The following is an 18,373-nucleotide window of genomic DNA, read 5'->3' as shown; positions in this document are numbered from 1 at the left end:
GGTGGGAAGCGCGGGGCTCCCGTGCGCGGCCGCCGGCGGCGGTCGGTGACCCCGGGTCAAGGCCGGTCGCGGCTGGGGCGCCCTCCCGTGCCGATCCTGGCCAGGGAGGCCTCGACGTCCACCGCGTTGCGCGGCTGGTTGTAGGGCAGCTTGGTCAGCATCATGCCCATGGCGCAGGTGTTGGTCACGGCGGCGAAGGTCAGTCCGGCGCCGATGAACGCCGCGATCCACACCGCGGGCGACCACAGCAGGCTCGCCAGGACCGAGACCAGGACGATGCTTCCCGCCACGAGGCGGACCTGGCGCTCCAGGGCCCAGCGCTCGCGTCCCCGGACGACCGGGGCGCCGACGGATTCCCAGGCGTTCATCCCGCCCGTCATGACGGCGGTGCCTTCCAGCCCGGCCGAGGCCAGTCTGGACTGGCACTGGGTCGCCCGGTTGCCGGACTGGCAGACCAGGACGAGGCGGCCGCCGGCGTCGGAGACGATCCGCTCCAGGTGGCGGTCGACCTGGCCCAGCGGCAGGTTCACCGAACCGGGGATGTGCGAGCTCTCGTATTCGGCCGGGGTGCGGACGTCCACCAGCAGGGTGTCGGGGTCGGAGTCGACCAGGGAACGGACCGTGGCGATGTCGATGGATCTGTTGCTCATGCTTGTGGGCTCCTGAAGTGGGTGTGGGTCGGGGTGACGGGTCTCGGCGGGGTCGCCGCCCGGGTGCCGGGGTGGGAGAGGACGGCTCCCGCCCCGGTCCGGGCCCCCGGGCGTGCGGAACACACCCGGGGGTATGCGGAGGACCTGGGTCCCCGCGGTCGGGGCCGGTCGGACCGGCCGGTGGTCAGGCCGCCACGAACTGGTAGGCGTTGAATCCGCCGACCAGGTCGGACACGTCCTCGCGGCCCTGCGAGCGCAGGTAGCTCGCCGCGACACTGGAGCGGTAGCCTCCGGCGCAGTGGACCACCACGGGGCGGTCGGCGGGCAGCTCCGCCAGCCGCGCCGGGAGGTTGGCCAGCGGGATGTGGACCGAACCCTCGATGAGCCCGGACTCGCGCTCGCCGCTACCGCGGACGTCGACCACGACCGGGGGCTGGTCGCCCTCCAGCGCGCGGGCGAGTTCCTCGGCGCCCACGCGCGGCGCGCGCACGACCTCCTCGGGCACCTGGGCCATGGCCGACTCCGGCGAGGGCAGGTAGCCCGCGACGGACTCCAGCCCCACGCGGGCCAGACGGGTGATGACGTCGCGCTCACCGCCCCGGTCGGCCACCACCAGGATGGTGCTGCCGGGGTCGACCATCATGCCGACGGTCTCGGCGAAGCGTCCGTCGGCGCCGACGTTCACCGCGCCGCGCAGGTGCCCGGCGCTGAAGGCCTGCTGGTCGCGCGCGTCGACCACGACCGCGCCCTTGGCGCGCAGTTCCATGAACGCGTCCAGGTGCAGGGGCTTGACGAGCGCGTCGATGTCGATCGGGTCGCGCTGCTGCCTGTTGCGGGCCGCGTCGTAGGGGAAGTAGGCCGGGATGGCCTCCTGGCCGTCGGTCACCAGCTCGACGAACTCGTCGACGCCCATCGGGCGGCAGGCGTAGTTGCCGACGCGCTGCTGGCCGATGGTGGACCACTTGTCGGTGGACAGATTCTTGCCGCAGGCGGAACCGGCGCCGTGGCCCGGGAAGAGCCGGGTCTCGTCGTCCAGTCCCAGCAGCTTGTTGTGGACCGAGTCGTAGAGCATCGGCGCGAGCTTGTCCGGCGTGTGGCCGAAGGACGCGGCCAGGTCGGGGCGGCCCACGTCGCCGATGAAGAGGGCGTCGCCGGTCAGGACCCCGTACGGGACGGTGTCGTCGGGCTTCTCGTAGACCACGACGCTGACGGACTCGGGTGTGTGGCCCGGAGTGTGCATGATCTCCAGGGTGACCTCGCCGAGGCTGATGCGCTCACCGTCGCCCAGTCTGCGGATGGGGAACTGGGCCTCGGCCCTGTCGCCGTAGCCGATCCATGCGCCGGTGCGCTCGGCGATCTCGAAGTGCCCGGAGATGAAGTCGGCGTGCAGGTGCGTGTTGATGACGCCTTCGACGGTGAGCCCCTGTTCGCGGACGTCGTCGAGGTACTCGTCGACGTCGATGCGCGGATCGACGATCACGGCCTTGCGGGTCGTCTCGTCGGCGATGAGGTAGGAGGCCTGGGAGAGGCAGTCGAGGTAGTACTGGGTGAAGATCACGGATTCTCCTTGTGGGTCACGGACACTCCCGGGGGTATGCGTTGGACACACCCGGGGGTATGTGTTGGACAGTCGTGCCCGCTGGATGCGGGCCCTACGAAGGGCTGTTCCGGCCGGTCAGGCCAGAGCCAGGAAGAGCTTTTCCAGCTCCTGCTCGGTCATCGGGGCTTCCTCGCCGCGCTCGCGGGCCGCGTTGCAGTGGCGAAGTCCGGTGGACACGATCTTGAACCCGGCCCGATCCAGTGCCTTGGACACCGCGGCGAGCTGCTGCAGCACGTCGGTGCAGTCCTGGCCGTCCTCGATCATGGATATCACTCCGGACAGCTGTCCCTGGGCCCGGCGCAGCCGCGTGAGCGCGTCGCCGATCATCTCGGGCTTGAGTTCCATTTCGCATCACCTCTGTCGGTGCCAACATACCCCCTCCCGTATCCATTCCCGCCACGGGTGCGTGGTGTGGGTCACAGGCCGGTCGGGAAGGGTGCCTCTCCTGGGAGCACAGGAACGCTAGAGTGGGCCTCAGAGTGGACAACAGCAACGACGGGGGTGAGAGGTGTGCTCGGGGAAGCCACCATCCGCGCTCTGAACGTCACCAACGCTGTCCAGGGGGTCCGATGACCGTCGCTGAGCACCATACACCGCGCTCCACCGCACCGCCCATGGACACCGAACTGTTCGAGCGCCTCGCCGTGCAGGCGTTCGAAGCCGACCGTGTCTGCATGGAGATGTTCAATGGGAAGGTCTGGGTCCACACGGTGACCGATGGAGCGCACGCGGGCATCCTCACCTGGCTGATGCGTGAGTTCATGGCTCACCGCCCCGACCTCGACCTGATCACCAGTGGTCTGGGGCTCAAGATCGAGACCTACCGCAACGGTCGTGCCCGCCCCGATGGAATCCTCGCTCCGATCGGCCATTTCGACCAGGCGGGCGAGTGGGCCGACCCCGACGGAGTCCTCGCGGTCATCGAAGTGACCTCCTGGGACGCCGACACCCACGCCCGCGACCGGGTGGAGAAGCCCGCCGCCTACGCTGCGACAGGCATCCCCGCCTACCTGCTGGTGGATCGTGACGCCAATGCCGTCGTGGTCCACAGTCGCCCCGTCCGCGGTCAGTACATGGACCGCAGCACCCATCCCTACGGCGAGGCTGTTCGGATTCCCGGGCAAGGGATGGTCCTGGACACCGAAGCCCTCAAGCGGTTCGCGCGCTGACGGCTGACCGGGGGCTGCCTCCCTGCCCTCCAGGGGGAGGGCGCCGACCACGGTCGGCGGTCGGTGCCCTGGGGTCTGTCGTGGTCGGCCGCGATCACGCACCACCCCGCCGTCGGCTGCGGCGGGGGAGCGGTGGAGTGAATCCCGCCCGGTCCTCGATGACGCTTTCCACCAGCACGTCCAGCCGGTCCCGCTGGACGTAGCGCCACCGGCCGTCCCGGTCCTGGTAGCCCCACCGCCATCCGTCCTTGAGGCCGATGGCCACGTGGCCGAGGTAGGAGGGCCCGATCAGGGCCGGTTCGACATCGGCGCCGAACGTCCAGGGAAAGCGCCGCCACTCGCAGGTGAAGACGAGTCCCCTGGCGGAGATGAAGGCGTCCCGGGCTTCGGAGAAAGTGCTGTTCCGGATGGCAGCCGTCGGCTGCTGTCGCTTTTCCATGCCCCCAGCATTCGCCGGAAGACCTCTGTTGCGCCAGAAAGGTGAATCTCTCCGTAAGGCTATGGTTCGGTGTGCATTCTCGTGGTTGTATATGCACCATGGGTGCACATGGTTTTGGGGAATCTCTGCGCAAAGCACGCGAACTGAATGGCTACACCCAACGGCAGCTGGCGAAGAGACTGGGGCCAGGAGTCGCCGCGTCGACCCTGTCCAGGTGGGAGAACGGCCAGGTGCGCCCACGCCAGGACCGGGTCAGGCAACTGAGCGACATTCTGGGAGGTAACGGACTCCTGATGCGCGAGTGGCGTCTGGAGACGTCAGAGTCCGTGCTGCCGCCGTTCATGCGCTCGATCGGGGACATGGAGGACGATGCCTTGTCCATCGATACGGTGACCGTGTCGAACGTTCCGGGATTGGTACAGTGCCTGTCCTATGCTCGCGAAGTGTTCCGGGCAGGGAGACCGACGGCGTCCGATGACGAAATCGAGCGTTTGTCCCAGTTGAGGATGAATCGATACGAGAACCTGCTGCAGAGGAACAACCCCCTCATCACCGCAGTGTTCCCTCAGTTTGCGATTGAATGGATGCCGGAGGCGGTCCGCAAGGAACAGGCGCAGGCTCTACTGCGTATGCTCGAGCGCGGACGCACCACGATTCACCTGATCCCCAACGGGTCGCTGTACCTTGCGTCGGTCGCGCCCGTGCAGGTGTATCGATTGCAGGACGGGTCGATTGTTGCGTCATCGGATCACGGCGACGGCAACATCATGCACCAGACGCCTTCCGCGACTGCCAGAATGGAGAGGAAGGTCCGGGATGCGTTGAGCAAGTCGCTTCCCGTGGACCACACGATCCTGTTACTTCGGGAGATGCTGTGAACACCTGGCACAAGTCCACCTACTCCGAGAACGGTTCCCACTGCGTCGAGGTCCAGGAGACCGCGCGTGGCGCGCACGTGCGGGACACGCAGAACCGGGAAGCCGGCCACCTGTCCTTCCCCGCTGGTGAGTGGTCCGCTCTGGTGACGGTGGCCGCGAACAGGAATCCCTAGCCCTCACCCCTGACCCGCGCCCGGCTGGTGACGGGCCCGAACAGGACGCGGCCCCGCCGGTCACAGACCGGCGGGGCCGCGTGCGTCAGCCAACCGTGGCTAGAGCGTCGGCAGGTAGCGCTGGAGCTCGTACGGCGTCACCTGGCGGCGGTAGGAGTTCCACTCCGCCTTCTTGTTCCGCAGGAAGAAGTCGAACACGTGCTCGCCCAGGGTCTCGGCGACCAGTTCGCTGTTCTCCATGATCCGCAGCGCCTCGTCCAGGCTCTGCGGCAGCGGGCGGATGCCCAGCGCTCGGCGCTCGGAGTCGGTGAGCGCCCACACGTCGTCCTCGGCGCCCGGCGGCAGCTCGTAGCCCTCTTCGATGCCCTTGAGGCCGGCGGCCAGCACCACGGCGTAGGCCAGGTACGGGTTGCAGGCGGTGTCCATCGAGCGGATCTCGATCCGGCTGGAGTTGGACTTGCCCGGCTTGTACATCGGCACCCGCACGAGCGCCGACCGGTTGTTGTGCCCCCAGCAGATGTAGGCGGGCGCCTCGCCGCCCATCCCGGCCGAGGCCGCCGGGTCGTCCCACAGCCGCTTGTAGGAGTTCACCCACTGGTTGGTGACGGCGGTGATCTCGTCCGCGTGCCGGAGCAGGCCCGCGATGAACCCGCGGCCGACCTTGGACAGCTGGAAGTCCGCGCCCGGCTCGTAGAAGGCGTTGCGGTCGCCCTCGAACAGCGACAGGTGCGTGTGCATCCCCGAACCCGGGTACTGCGTGAACGGCTTCGGCATGAAGGTGGCGTAGACGCCCTGCTCCATCGCCACCTCCTTCATCACGAGCCGGAAGGTCATGATGTTGTCGGCGGTGGTCAGCGCGTCCGCGTAGCGCAGGTCGATCTCCTGCTGGCCCGGCCCGCCCTCGTGGTGGCTGAACTCCACCGAGATGCCCATGGCCTCGAGCATGTTGATCGCGTTGCGCCGGAAGTCGTGCGCCGAGTTGTGCGGCGTGTGGTCGAAGTAGCCGCCCGAGTCGTTGGGCTCGGGGAACTCCCCGTGCTCCGGCATCTTCTTGAGCAGGTAGAACTCGATCTCCGGGTGCGTGTAGAACGTGAAGCCCAGATCGGAGGCCTTGCTCAGCTGCCGCTTGAGCACGTGCCGGGGGTCGGCCGGGGAGGGCGACCCGTCCGGCATCAGGATGTCGCAGTACATGCGCGCGGTGCCGTGCGGCTCGTTGCGCCAGGGCAGCACCTGGAAGGTCGACGGGTCCGGTTGGGCCAGCATGTCGGCCTCGTAGACGCGGGCGAAGCCCTCGATGGCGGAGCCGTCGAACCCGATGCCCTCGGAGAAGGCCGCCTCCAGTTCGGCGGGAGCCACCGCCACGGACTTGAGGTACCCGAGCACGTCGGTGAACCACAGCCTCACGAACCGGATGTCGCGCTCCTCCAACGTGCGGAGCACGAATTCCTGCTGTCGATTCACGATCAACCTTCCTCGATGCCGGTCAGTTCCGGACCCGGATCCCCACTCGCGGAGCCAGGCCGGACACAGTGTCCCAGAGCCAGTCTGCCCTGCGGATATTTCCGGAGTATTTCCGCAGGCCCAAGTCAAGCCGTGCGCTGTGTCTCCCGTCCGCATGCGCAGTATGCCGCGACCCACCCCGGCCGTGTCCACCCCGTGCCCACCACGTGCCCGGCGGGACCGGGTTGACTAGGCTCAAGGGCGTGGCACAGCTGAGAATCGCACTCGCCCAGGTCAATCCCACCGTCGGTGATCTCGACGGCAACCGCCGGCTCGTGGTCGCCGCCGCCCGCGAGGCCGCGGACGCCGGAGCACATCTCGTCGTGCTCCCGGAGATGGTCGTCACCGGCTATCCCGTGGAGGACCTCGCCCTGCGCAAGTCCTTCGTGTCGGCCTCCATCAAGGCCACCCGCGCCCTGGCCGCCGACCTCGCCGACGCGGGACTGGCCGACCTGCCCACCGTCGTCGGCTACCTCTCCCGCCGTGAGGACCAGTCGGCGCCCGGTGCCTCCCCTGGCCAGCCCGCCGGCGCCCCGCAGAACGCCGTCGCCGTCCTGCACCAGGGCCGGATGGCGGTCACCTCCGCCAAGCACCACCTGCCCAACTACGGCGTCTTCGACGAGTTCCGCAACTTCGTCCCGGGCGACACCCTGCCGGTCGTGCGCGTGCGCGGGATCGACGTCGCCCTGGCGGTCTGCGAGGACCTGTGGCAGGAGGGCGGCCCCGTCACCGCCGCCCGCGCCGCCCGGGCCGGGCTCCTGGTCTCGCTCAACGGATCGCCCTACGAGCGCCACAAGGACGACGTCCGCCTCGAACTGTGCCAGCGCCGCGCCCGAGAGATCGGCGCCGCCCTGGCCTACGTCAACATGGTCGGGGGCCAGGACGACCTGGTTTTCGAGGGCGACTCCCTGGTGGTCGACGCCGAGGGCGACCTCGTGGCCCGCGCACCCCAGTTCACGGAGACGCTCCTGGTCGCCGACCTCGACCTGCCCGAGGCCGCCGACCACCCCGGGGACCCCGACCGGGCCGACGGGCTGCGCATCGTCCGCCGCACCCTGACCGACACCCCGGTCGCCCCCTACCCGCCCGGCGAGAACACCGTCACCCCGCGCCCGGATCCGCTCTCCGACACCGGCGAGGTCTACCAGGCCCTGGTCACGGGCCTGCGCGACTACGTGGTCAAGAACGGCTTCCGCTCGGTGCTCGTGGCCGTCTCCGGCGGTATCGACTCCGCCCTGACCGCCACCATCGCCGTCGACGCCCTGGGGCCCGACAGCGTCCACGGCCTGTTGCTGCCCAGCGAGCTGTCCAGCGAGCACTCCGTCACCGACGCGGAGGACCTCGCCGAGCGCCAGGGATTCTCCGCCCGTACGGCGGCCATCGGCCCGATGGTCGCCGCCTTCGAGCGGGCCGCCGCCGACACCGGGGCCCCGCTGACCGGCCTGGCCGCGGAGAACCTCCAGGCCCGCGTGCGCGGCACCCTGCTCATGGGCCTGTCCAACCAGGAGGGACACCTGGTCCTGGCCACCGGCAACAAGAGCGAGGCCGCCACCGGGTACTCCACCCTCTACGGCGACTCCGTCGGCGGGTTCGCGCCCATCAAGGACTGCTGGAAGACCCTCGTGTGGGAGCTCGCGCGCTGGCGCAACGACGAGGCGGTCCGCCAGGGCCGCACCCCGCCCATCCCGGAGAACTCCATCACCAAGCCGCCCAGCGCCGAGTTGTCGCCGGACCAGCTCGACTCCGACTCCCTGCCCGACTACGCGATGCTCGACGCCGTCCTGGACGCCTACATCGGCACCGACAAGGGCGAGGCCGAGCTCGTCTTCGCCGGGTACGAGCCCGAGCTGGTGCGCCGTGTCATCCGCATGGTCGACCGCGCCGAGTACAAGCGCCGCCAGTCCGCCCCGGGCACCAAGATCAGCTCCCGCAACCTCAGCCGCGACCGGCGCGTGCCCATCACCAACCGCTGGACCGTGTGAACCGGCCCCCTCGGCCCGGCGGTCAGTAGGACAGCTCGCAGGAGGAACCGGGCACGACCACGCTCTCGTGGCCGCCCGCCACCACCAGGATCGGGGGCGCCGACGACGGCGGCACCTCCACCCGCACCCGGTCCGGTGTCACCTCCACCCGCACGTTCCAGTGCCCGTGGTAGCGGAAGGTGAAGGACAACCGGTCCAGTTCGGCGGGCAGCCGGGGCGCCAGCCGGAGCGCCCCGGCCTCGGCCTCCAGCCCGCTGAAGCAGCGGGTGAGGATGTCCACCGTCCCCGACATCGCGCCCAGGTGGATGCCCTCGGCCGTGGTCCCCGCGTGCAGGTCGTCGATGTCGGAGTGCAGAGCGCGCCGGAAGAACCGCCAGGCCGACGACAGGTCGGTGCGCGCGAGCACCCAGGTGTGCACCACCTCGCTGAGCGTCGACCCGTGCGAGGTCCGCTCCTGGTAGTACTCGGCCGTAGCGGGGAGGATGCCCGTCTCGCACGGGTAGCCCAGGCGGCACAGCAGGTCGACGACCTCCTGCTCGGCCAGCACGAAGAACAGCATCAGCACGTCGGCCTGCTTGGAGGCCTTGTACCTGTTGCAGGTGTCCCCCTCGGCCTCCAGGATCCGGTCCAGGCGCCGGATGTCGCCGTAGGCGGCCCGGTAGCGGTCCCAGTCCAGCTCCTCCAGGTCCCCGTAGCCGTCGAACTGGCTGATCACCCCGTCGTGGAAGGGCACCCGCATCTTGCGGCTGACGTCGGCGAACAGGTCGATCTCGTGCGGGGCCATCCCCGTGGTCTCCTCCAGCTCCCGGCGCCGCGGCTCGGGCAGCAGGTCGAGGGTCTCCATCGCCCGCATCAGCACCCACACCGTCATCACGTTGGTGTAGGCGTTGTCGTCCAGCCCCGGCTCGGCGCGGCCGACGTAGCCGTCGTGGTACTCGTCGGGCCCCATCACACCGCGGATCACGTACCGGTCCAGGGCCTTGTCGTACTCGGTGAGTCCGGCCAGGAAGCGGGCGATCTCCAGGAGCAGTTCGGCGCCCTGGCCGAGCAGGAACTCCCGGTCGCCGGTGTACTGGTAGTACTGCCACACGTTGTGCGCGATGGCGATGCCCACGTGCCGCTGGCGGTGCGAACGGTCCTCCAACCAGTGCCCCGACCGCGGGTTCAGGTGGATCCGCTGCGTCTGCTCGCGCCCGTCGCTGCCGCTCTGCCAGGGGAACATCGCGCCGGGCCGCCCCGCCTCGGCCGCGGCCGCCCGCGCCGCCGGCAGCCGCCGCCACCGGTACCGCAGCAGGGCCCGCGCCGTCTCGGGGAAGTTCATGCTCAGGAAGGGGAAGATGAACAGCTCGTCCCAGAACACGTGCCCGCGGTAGGCCTCCCCGTGCAGCCCCCGGGCGGGGGCGCCCGCGTCCAGGTCGGCCGTGTGCGGTGAGAGCGTCTGCACCAGGTGGAACAGGTGCAGGTTGAGCACGCGCTGGGTTTCCTCGTCGGTGATGCCGATGGCGCAGGTGTCCCATATCCGCCGCCAGGCCGCCTCGTGGCGGGACAGCAGCGTGTCGAAGTCGGCCGCGCGGCCGACGTCGCGCACGGCCGAGGCCAGGGGCTCCTCGATCGCGGGGTCGCGCGAGGTGCGCACCGACACCACCTTGGCGAACGTGACCGCCTCCCCCTGGGCGACCGTGCCGTGCAGGTCGTGGGCGATCCACGCGCCGTCGTCGTCACGCGTGAAGGCGCCGTCGGCGGGCTTGTCGCAGGTGGTCCGCGACGCCAGCGCCAACCGGATCCCCGACGTCGCCGTCTCCGTGTGCAGCCAGGCCACGTCGTCGCCGTCGGAGCCCGTGCCCCGCGGCCGCAGGTGGTCGCCGCGCAGGGCCCGGTAGCGCTCCACCCCCCGGTTGGCCACCCGGCCGTCCAGCGCCGATCGCACCGTCAGCACACCGCTCCAGTTCAGCGGTGCGAAGGTGGTCTCCAGCGCGGCCAGTGACGGATCGGCCATCGACACGAAGCGGCGCTGGACCAGGCGCGTGCGCTGTCCCCGGTCGTCCCGCACCTCCAGCTCGCGGGTGAGCACGCCCCGGCGCACGTCCAGCTCCCAGCGCTGCCACTGCGGGCCGGACACGGCGGGAAGGGCCCCGTCCCCCTCCTCGGCGGGCATCTCGGCGGCCCCGGAGCCGAACCACGGCCCCTGGCCGATCCGGAAGGTGAGCGGCAGCCAGTTGGGGACGTTCACCAGGTCCTCGTTGTCGACCTCGTGCCCGTCCACCACCGAGGCCAGCCGGTCGTAGCAGCCCGCGACATAGGTTCCGGGGTAGTGCGTGCCGTCGTCCGCCACCTCCGGTGCCGCCCCCCGCGTGGCGAAGCGGCCGTTGCCCAGGGTGCACAGCGCCTCGCGGTGCCCCTCGTCGTCGGTCGGGGGCCTGCGGCTGTCCCACTCCAGCCTCCACCGGCTCATCGCGGCCCCACCCCCGGAGCAGGCTCCAACTCGGCCAGGTCCTCGACGACGACGTCGGCGCCGCGCTCGGCGAGGGCCGCGGCCTGCCCCGCCCGGTCCACACCCACCACCAGGGCGAAGCCGCCCCGGCGTCCCGCCTCGACGCCGGCGAGGGAGTCCTCGACCACCGCCGTGCGCTCGGGCCGGGCCCCCAGACGCCGAGCGGCCTCCAGGAACAGGTCCGGTGCGGGCTTGCCCGCCAGCGCCAGGCGCGCCGCGTCCACGCCGTCGACCCGAACGTCGAAGAGCGTGTCCAGCCCCGCCGCGGCCAGGACGCGGGCGCAGTTGCGGCTCGCCGAGACGGCCGCGACGCGCACTCCGTCCCGGCGCAGGCGCCGGACCAGAGCGACGGTGGAGGGGAAGGCGGTGACGCCGTCACGGTCCAGGACCGCGAGGAACGCGGCGTCCTTGTCCTCGGCCAGGGAGGTCACGGACGCCTGCCCGGAACCGGGCGGCGACTCCTCGGGCAGGTCGATGCCGCGCGAGGCGAGGAAGGCGCGCACGCCGTCGGCACGCGGTCGTCCGTCCACGTGCCGCAGGTAGTCGGCGCCGGTGTCGAAGGGGCGCGGCTCCTCGCCGCGCTCGCGGGCCCGGCGGTACAGGAAGGCGTCGAACGTGCGCTTCCAGGCGGCCGCGTGGACGCGTGCCGTGTCGGTGATGACCCCGTCGGTGTCCAGGACCACCGCGTCCAGGGACAGGCCCTCCAGGGCCCTCGGGCGCGGTTCCTTCGGGATCGCCATCGCGGTCTCCTCCTCGGCTCGGGTCTGCCATCCCATCGCGCCGGCACCGTGGCGGACAGGGGCCGAACGCCCGTGCCGACGAGCCCTTCGGCCCTGCCCCGCCCCGCGGGCGACCGCCAACATGGAGTCGTATGTCAGGCGTTCCCGTTGCCGATCGGCGATAACAGGGGGAAGAGTGGCGACTTCCGGTTCGCGGATCGACGAGGCGTGGCACGTCATGGGGCCCCAGGAGGCGATCGAGGCCCTGGACACCTCCCCCCAGGGGCTCGCGGGCGACGAAGCCGCGCGGCGCCTGGTCACGTACGGGCCCAACGCCCTGAGGGAGAGCGCACCGCCCTCGGTACCGCGGCTCCTGGTACGCCAGTTCGTCAGCCCCCTCATCGCGATCCTCCTGGCGGCCGCCTTCGTGACGTTCGTGCTCGGGGAGTGGATCGACACCGGCGTGATCGTCGCGGTCCTGTTGTTCAACGCCGGTATCGGATTCGTCCAGGAACGCCGGGCCGACACCGCGGTGCGGGCTCTGCGCAAGCTGGCGGTCCCACGCGCCCGCGTCCTGCGCGACGGCACGGACCGCGAGGTCGACGGCCGCGATCTGGTCCCCGGTGACGTGGTGCTGCTGGAGTCGGGTGTCCGTGTGCCCGCCGACCTCCGTCTGATCCGGGCGCAGGCGCTGCGGATCGACGAGTCCCCGCTGACGGGGGAGTCGGCACCCGTCACCAAGCACACCCGAGCCCTGGACCGCGACCTGGCGGTCGGCGACCTCGGATCGCTCGCCCACTCGGGCACCATGGTGACCAGCGGGCGCGGTGAGGGCGTGGTCTTCGCCACCGGGCGGTCCACACGGCTGGGCGGGATCGCCGACCTCATCGAGACCGAGCGCCAACCGGAGACCCCGCTGAACCGACACCTGCGGCGCCTGGCCCGGCTGATCATGGTGGTGGTGCTGGTCGCCTGTGCCCTGGTCCTCGTCCTGGGCCTCATCAACGGTGGGGAGCCGCGCGAGCTGTTCCTGGCCGCGGTGGCGCTCGCGGTGGCCGCGATCCCCGAGGGGCTGCCGATCGTGCTCACCATCGCGCTGGCGATCGGGGTCACCCGGATGGCGCGCGGCGGGGCCATCGTGCGGCACCTGCGGGCCGTGGAGACCCTGGGCAGCGCCACCGTCATCGGCGCGGACAAGACCGGAACGCTCACGGAGAACCGGATGACGGTCCGCCGGCTGTGGGCGGGCGGCCGGGAGCGGGACCTGGAACGGCCGGACCCGGCGCGACCCGCGTCGGTGGACGCGGCGGCCTCACCGCTCGACCTGGACCCGCTCGTTCTCGCCCTGGTCACCGGGGTCCTGACGAACGAGGCCGCGGTCGAGCCGGGTGGGGACGGCGGTGTCGGCGACCCCACCGAGATCGCTCTGCTCAGGGCGGCCTCGCGCGCGGGGCTGGAGCCGGAGCCGTTGCGCGACGCGTTCGGACTGGTGGCCGACGTGCCCTTCGAACCCGCCCAGCAGTACTCGGCGTCGCTGCGGCACTGGGGCGTGGGCGGCGGCGCGGCGCTGTTCGTCAAGGGGTCTCCCGAGCGGGTGGCCGCGATGTGCGACTCCGTCCACGGGGAGGGTGAAGGGGGCGACGGCGCCGCCGACCCGGACCTGGACGCGGTGCGGGAGGCGGCCCACGCGATGGCCGGTACGGGGCTGCGCGTCCTGGCCCTGGCGGTGGGGCGCTCGCGCGCGCCCGGTGACACGCCCATCGACCTGGAGGACCCGCGCGGCCTGGTGTTCGTCGGGCTGGTGGGGCTCGTGGATCCGCCGCGCGCAGGAGTGCGGGAGGCGGTGCGGGCCTGCCACGCGGCGGGTGTGCGCGTGCTGATGATCACGGGCGACCACGCGCTGACCGCTCGGGCGATCGCCGCCGAACTGGACATCGCGGACGGCGCGGGGCCGGCCGTCACCGGGGCCGAAGTCGACGCCATGGACGACGCGGCCCTGTCCGCGGCCCTGGACGGCACCACCGTGTTCGCGCGCGTGTCGCCCGAGGGCAAGCTGCGCATCGTCCGTGCCCTCCAGGAGTGCGGCGAGACGGTCGCGGTGACCGGTGACGGCGTCAACGACGCCCCCGCGCTCAAGGCGGCCTCCATCGGGGTGTCGATGGGGCGGGCGGGCACCGACGTGGCCCGCGAGGCATCGGAGATCGTGCTCACCGACGACGACTTCACCAGCATCGTGCGCGCGGTCGAACTCGGCCGGGTCACCTTCGAGAACGTCCGGCGGGCCACGTTCTTCCTGGTGTCCACGGCGGTGGCGACGATCCTGGCCCTGATCGTGTCGGTCGCGGCGGGCTGGCCCCTGCTCATGCTGCCCGCGCAGCTGCTGTGGCTCAACCTCGTCACCAACGGGCTCCAGGACGTGGCGCTGGTGTTCGAGCGCGGTGACCGCGACGTCCTGCGCCGTGCGCCGCGCGCGGCGCAGGAAGGGATCCTCTCACCGCTGATGTGGCGGCGGACGGTCCTGACCGGGCTCGTACAGGCCGTCGGGGCGGTGGCGCTGTTCGCCTGGGCACTGGAGGACACCGGGTCGGCCACCACCGCCCAGACGGTGGCGCTGACCACCCTGGTCCTCTTCGCCGCCTTCCAGGCGGGCAACGCCCGGTCCCAGCACCGGTCCGTCCTGTCCGTGCCGCTGCGCGACAACCGCTTCCTGGTGGTGGCGACCGCGGCCACACTGGCCCTGCACGCCGCGGCCCTGTACTTCCCCCCGACACGGTTCGTGTTGAGGGTCGAACCGCTGCCGCTGGAGTACTGGCCGGTCATGGTGGCCGTCGCGGCCAGTGTCCTGGTGGCGGTGGAGGCGGAGAAGGCGCTGCGCCGATGGGCCGGGCGCGCCGGCCGCAGCGGCGGGCGCAGCGCCACGGGACGCTCCGGCCGGGCTCACCCCGCGGGCGACGCGGTGCGGCGGAAGAGCGTGTAGTCGGCTCCGTCGCCGAGGACGGTGCTCCGCACGCGCTCGAAGGCCGCCGGGGCGAAGGCAGCGTCGACGAACGGCCGCCCGGCTCCGGCGATCACCGGGTAGCGCTTGATCATCAGCTCGTCGATCTCCGGCAGCAGCACACCGGCGGCGGTCGGGCCGCCGACCAGGCAGAGCCCCAGGTCACCTTCCTGCCGCTTGAGTGCGCGGACCAGAGCGAGCGGATCGGTGTCGACGATCGTCACGTCCGGGTCGGTGTCCTTGGCCAGGGTCCGCGAGAGCACGTACTGGCGCATGTGGGCGTAGGGGCTGGTGATGCCCTCGTCCAGGGCGACCTGGTAGGACCCCCGGCCCTGGAGGAGGGTGTCGAACCTCTGGTTGGGGACGTCGAGGCCGAGCTGTTCGCGGACGTGGGTCGGGATCAGCTCGGGGTACTCGCGGGCGTGGTAGGCCCCGGACTCGTCGGACTGGGGGAAGAAGTCGAAGGTGCCGTCGGGTGCGCAGACGAAGCCGTCCAGTGACACCGCGACGAAGTAGGTGAGCGTGCGCATGGTCCTCCTTTGTGCGGTCCACAGACCACAACGATTGAAGTGCTTCGCTCAAAGTACTTGATTCGTAGTGGTTTGTCGAGCACGCCGGGGCCGGGGTCCGGTCCGGGATCCGTCGGCTCAGGCCAGGCCGAGTTCGCGGGCGCGCGCCCCGGCGGCGGCGCGGTTGGCCACCTCCAGCTTCGCCAGGATGTTGGACACGTGCACGCTCGCGGTCTTGGGGCTGATGAACAGCTCCGCCGCGATCTGCGCGTTGGTGCGTCCCGACGCCAGCAGCCGGGTGACCTCCAGCTCCCGCGCGGTCAGCCCAGCCGGGGACGGCGGCGGCGCCGCGTCCTCACCCAGCCCCACGCCGAGCCGACGCGCCAGGTCGGCGGCCGCGCCCGCCAGCGGGGCCGCCCCGCAGGCGGACGCCGTCTCGAACACCTGGCGCGTCCACTCCGCGGCACGCTCCCGTTCGCCCGCAGCGACCGCCGCCTCGGCGGCCCGCAGCCGGACCTCGGACAGGTGCAGCCGCAGGGGCGTGCGCTCCCAGGCCCGCACCGCCTCGCACCAGTACTCCAGCAGGTCCGGGCCACCCGCCCCCTCCGCCGCCGCCGTGCGCGCCGTGACGGCGGCGCGGTGCGCCCGCTGGACGGGACCGTGCACGGACATCTGCTCGGTGACCTTGACCGTGAGGGCGCGCACCCGGGCGGCGTGCTCGACCGTCGCCGGCGCCCGACCGGCGGCAGCCCCGCGCCGGACGGCCTCCGCCATCACGTCGGCCATCGGCCAGGAGTAGCCCGGGGCGGCCTCCAGCTCCAGCTCCTCCAACAGCCGCCGCGCCACCTCCAGCGCGGTGTCCAGCCGGTCCTCGGCCAACCGCGTGTCCAGGATGCCCAGGGCGGCCAACTGCACGATGTTCATCCGGTGCGCGCGCAGGGTCTCCTGCTCCAGCATGGGCTGGACCCACGCCCGGGCCGTCGCGGTGTCGCCCTGGGCCACGGCGACGCGCATCAGCACACTCGCGATGTAGACGCGCTGCTTGTCCGAGGGGCGGGTGCGCAGCACCCGCTCCACGATCTCGCGCGCGGTGGCCAGGTCGCCCAGCTCGAAGTGGATCTCGGCGCGGTTCTGGTGGTTGAAGTGGCTGTGCACGGACGCCCACCCCAGGGCCCTGTGCCGCTCCAGGGCGTCCTCCAGGACCACCAGGCCCTCCTCGTGCCGGCCCAGCTCCCGCAGGAAGTGCGCCAGGTTGCCGACCCCGCGCGCCTCCAGGTTGGGGTCGTTGGTCTGGTGCGAGCGCGCGATGCCCTCCAGGAACAGGGGGCGCCCGGTCTCCAGGTCGCCCTCGGCCAGGCTGATCCCGCCCAGGGTGATCCGGGCGTCGGCGGCGGCGCACGCGTCGCCCCCGCGCCCGGAGGCGGAGACCTCCACGGCCAACTCCGCCAGCCGCCGTCCCGTCAGTCCGCGCTCCGCCAGCTCCCGCAGTTGGAGCTGGTCCGGCGACGGCTCACGGTCCACGCGGTAGAGCAGGCTCGTCTTGGCCAGGATCGACAGCAACAGGCCGTACCCCGGCATGTGCGGCGGGTGCAGTTCCAGGGCGCGCACCAGGTCCTCGACACCGCCGCCGTTGAGCTGCTGGGCGCGTGCCTGGCCCCGGAGGCGCAGCAGCTCGGCCCGCACCGTGAGGGTGTGGTCGTCGTCGGCGTCCCCCGCCAGGGTCGCCAGTGCCTCGTCGGCCAGCTCGCGGGCCCGCTTGTGCCGGCCCGCCTCCAGCGCCGCGGCGGCGGCCGCGCTGACCACCTGCGCCCACGTGCGTCCCCCGACCCGCTCCGCGGCGTCGGGCACCTGGTCCCACATGTCCAGTACGCGCTCCAGCATGTCCAGCTCCTCGCTGAACGCCAGGGTGTCGCCGGCCCGGACCGCCGCCCACCACGCGGCCTGGAGCGCGCTCGGCAGGTCCCGCGCCGCCAGGAAGTGGTGTGCCTGCTCGGCGGCGCGGCGGTCGGCTGGCACGGCGTCGGGGTACTCCTCGATGAGCTGGGCGAAGCGCAGGTGCAGCCGCGAGTGGGGGCCCGGCAGGATCTCCTCGTGCACGGCGTCGCGCAGCAGGGCGTGCCGGAACCGGTAGTCGGTACGGCCCGACCGCAGCACGTTGGCGTCCACCAGGGTGTGCAGCGCGCGCTCCAGCTCGTGTTCGGGCAGCCCCGCCGCGTGGTAGAGGATCTCGTGCTCGATGCTCTCGGAGACCGCTCCCACCGACGCCACCCGCAGCACCGACAGCGCGGTGTCGTCGAACCGGTGCAGCGGTTCCAGCAGCAGGTCGCGGAAGTGCTCCGGCACGTCGGGGTTCTCACCGGTGGTGCAGGAGTCGTCCGCCGCCAGGGACTCCACGAACAAAGGGATGCCGTCGGTGCGGCGGTAGAGGGCGTCCAGCTTCTCCGGCGTCAGCTCCGCGCCCCGGATGGCCGCGGCCTGGCGGCCCACCTCCTCCCGCGTCAGAGGCTCCAGGCGCAGCCCCAGCACGTTGGGCGCGCGCTCCAGTTCGGGGATCAGCCGCCGCAGGGGGTGGGTGCGGTGCAGGTCGTCGCTGCGGTAGGTGCCGATGATCAGTATCCCCGGCAGGTCCAGGTTGCGCACCAGGAACACCAGGAGGTCGCGCGTGGCGCCGTCGGCCCAGTGCAGGTCCTCCAGGACCACGGTCAGCGGTGAGTCCTGGGCGGCCTGGGTGAACAGGCGCAGCACCTGCTCGAAGAGGATGCCCCGGTTCTCCCTGCGGTCCCCGGGCGCCTCGCCCAGCTCGGGCAGCAGCCGGGCGAACTCGCCCACCCCGCCCGGGGCAGCGGCCTCGAACGCCGCCCTCCCGCGCTCGCGCAGCACCTGGCGCAGGACCGCGGTGAAGGGGGCGTAGGAGAGCCCGTCCACCCCCAGCTGGAGGCAGCCGCCCACGTACACCGACCCCGTGGTCGGGGCGGCGGTGAACTCGCCCACCAGTCGGCTCTTGCCGACCCCCGCGTCACCGCCGACCAGGACCATGCCGGAGGACTCCGTGTGCGAGCGCTCGGCGTGCTCGCCCAGGAGCCGCAGCGGTCGCTCGCGTCCGACAAAGACGGGACAGGACTGTACGAGTTGGGGCATAGAGGCCATTATGCCGTCGGTCGTGTGGACCGCCTGTGGTTTTCCCCAGGCCCGGTCAGGCCGGGCCCGGCTCGCGGGCGAGAGCCGGACCCCGGCGGCGGTGGCCGGCCAGAGCGTCGTCCACCAGTTC

Annotated in this window: 14 protein-coding genes; 5 read left to right on the top strand and 9 right to left on the bottom strand. The window is 71.7% G+C overall.

Translation table 11 applies throughout. The features are described 5' to 3' along the window. Positions 1-56: 56 nt before the first annotated feature. From M1P99_RS02845 to M1P99_RS02835, 3 genes are all read right to left on the bottom strand, one after another. Positions 57-650, bottom strand: a complete 594-nt coding sequence (locus tag M1P99_RS02845) for a rhodanese-like domain-containing protein (protein WP_304451123.1) — start codon at positions 648-650, stop codon at positions 57-59. 184 nt (positions 651-834) lie between these two features. Continuing rightward, the gene (locus M1P99_RS02840; protein WP_304451122.1) at positions 835-2,208 is read right to left on the bottom strand and encodes an MBL fold metallo-hydrolase; all 1,374 of its coding nucleotides are present in this window, start codon (positions 2,206-2,208) and stop codon (positions 835-837) included. 117 nt (positions 2,209-2,325) lie between these two features. Beyond that, on the bottom strand, positions 2,326-2,595 hold the full coding sequence (locus M1P99_RS02835) for a metal-sensitive transcriptional regulator (RefSeq protein ID WP_304451121.1): 270 nt from the start codon (positions 2,593-2,595) through the stop codon (positions 2,326-2,328). 224 nt (positions 2,596-2,819) lie between these two features. Here M1P99_RS02835 and M1P99_RS02830 point away from each other — a divergent pair, with 224 nt between their 5' ends. Next, on the top strand, positions 2,820-3,419 hold the full coding sequence (locus M1P99_RS02830; protein WP_304451120.1) for a Uma2 family endonuclease: 600 nt from the start codon (positions 2,820-2,822) through the stop codon (positions 3,417-3,419). A 94-nt stretch (positions 3,420-3,513) separates the two neighbouring features. Here M1P99_RS02830 and M1P99_RS02825 read toward each other — a convergent pair whose 3' ends face one another. Next, the gene (locus M1P99_RS02825; protein ID WP_304451119.1) at positions 3,514-3,858 is read right to left on the bottom strand and encodes a hypothetical protein; all 345 of its coding nucleotides are present in this window, start codon (positions 3,856-3,858) and stop codon (positions 3,514-3,516) included. Between the two features lie 98 nt (positions 3,859-3,956). Here M1P99_RS02825 and M1P99_RS02820 point away from each other — a divergent pair, with 98 nt between their 5' ends. Next, positions 3,957-4,736 (top strand): helix-turn-helix transcriptional regulator, encoded by a 780-nt coding sequence (locus tag M1P99_RS02820; RefSeq protein ID WP_304451118.1) that lies wholly within the window; start codon positions 3,957-3,959, stop codon positions 4,734-4,736. Further along, positions 4,733-4,909, top strand: a complete 177-nt coding sequence (locus M1P99_RS02815; RefSeq protein WP_304451117.1) for a DUF397 domain-containing protein — start codon at positions 4,733-4,735, stop codon at positions 4,907-4,909. The genes M1P99_RS02820 and M1P99_RS02815 overlap by 4 nt, the downstream gene beginning before the upstream one ends. A 99-nt stretch (positions 4,910-5,008) precedes the next feature. On the opposite strand, the gene M1P99_RS02810 is transcribed toward M1P99_RS02815, so the two are convergent. Next, complete coding sequence (locus M1P99_RS02810; RefSeq protein WP_304451116.1) at positions 5,009-6,370, bottom strand: glutamine synthetase family protein; 1,362 nt, start codon at positions 6,368-6,370, stop codon at positions 5,009-5,011. Positions 6,371-6,612: 242 nt separating this feature from the next. Between M1P99_RS02810 and M1P99_RS02805 the strand changes: the two genes are divergently transcribed. After that, positions 6,613-8,391, top strand: coding sequence for an NAD+ synthase (locus M1P99_RS02805; protein ID WP_304451115.1), 1,779 nt, complete (start codon positions 6,613-6,615; stop codon positions 8,389-8,391). A 22-nt stretch (positions 8,392-8,413) separates the two neighbouring features. Here M1P99_RS02805 and M1P99_RS02800 read toward each other — a convergent pair whose 3' ends face one another. Then, positions 8,414-10,843 carry a glycoside hydrolase family 65 protein gene (locus tag M1P99_RS02800; protein ID WP_304451114.1) on the bottom strand — a complete coding sequence of 810 codons (2,430 nt, stop codon included), beginning with the start codon at positions 10,841-10,843 and terminating at the stop codon, positions 8,414-8,416. Next, positions 10,840-11,622 carry an HAD family phosphatase gene (locus M1P99_RS02795; RefSeq protein WP_304455552.1) on the bottom strand — a complete coding sequence of 261 codons (783 nt, stop codon included), beginning with the start codon at positions 11,620-11,622 and terminating at the stop codon, positions 10,840-10,842. Before M1P99_RS02795 ends, M1P99_RS02800 begins: the two co-directional genes overlap by 4 nt. 175 nt (positions 11,623-11,797) lie before the next feature. Here M1P99_RS02795 and M1P99_RS02790 point away from each other — a divergent pair, with 175 nt between their 5' ends. Continuing rightward, positions 11,798-14,578, top strand: coding sequence for an HAD-IC family P-type ATPase (locus M1P99_RS02790; RefSeq protein WP_304451113.1), 2,781 nt, complete (start codon positions 11,798-11,800; stop codon positions 14,576-14,578). Here the strand turns inward: M1P99_RS02790 and M1P99_RS02785 are convergent. Together M1P99_RS02785 and M1P99_RS02780 are read right to left on the bottom strand one after the other, a co-directional pair. Then, positions 14,539-15,126 (bottom strand): dihydrofolate reductase family protein, encoded by a 588-nt coding sequence (locus tag M1P99_RS02785; RefSeq protein WP_304451112.1) that lies wholly within the window; start codon positions 15,124-15,126, stop codon positions 14,539-14,541. The two genes, M1P99_RS02790 and M1P99_RS02785, sit on opposite strands and share 40 nt — an antisense overlap. Before the next feature lie 117 nt (positions 15,127-15,243). Further along, positions 15,244-18,243 (bottom strand): AAA family ATPase, encoded by a 3,000-nt coding sequence (locus tag M1P99_RS02780; RefSeq protein ID WP_369696489.1) that lies wholly within the window; start codon positions 18,241-18,243, stop codon positions 15,244-15,246. Positions 18,244-18,373: the final 130 nt, after the last annotated feature.

Source organism: Nocardiopsis sp. YSL2 (assembly GCF_030555055.1).
Classification (GTDB): domain Bacteria; phylum Actinomycetota; class Actinomycetes; order Streptosporangiales; family Streptosporangiaceae; genus Nocardiopsis.
The sequence above is the reverse complement of the archived record's forward strand: the minus strand, read 5'-3'. Positions and strand labels throughout refer to the sequence as shown.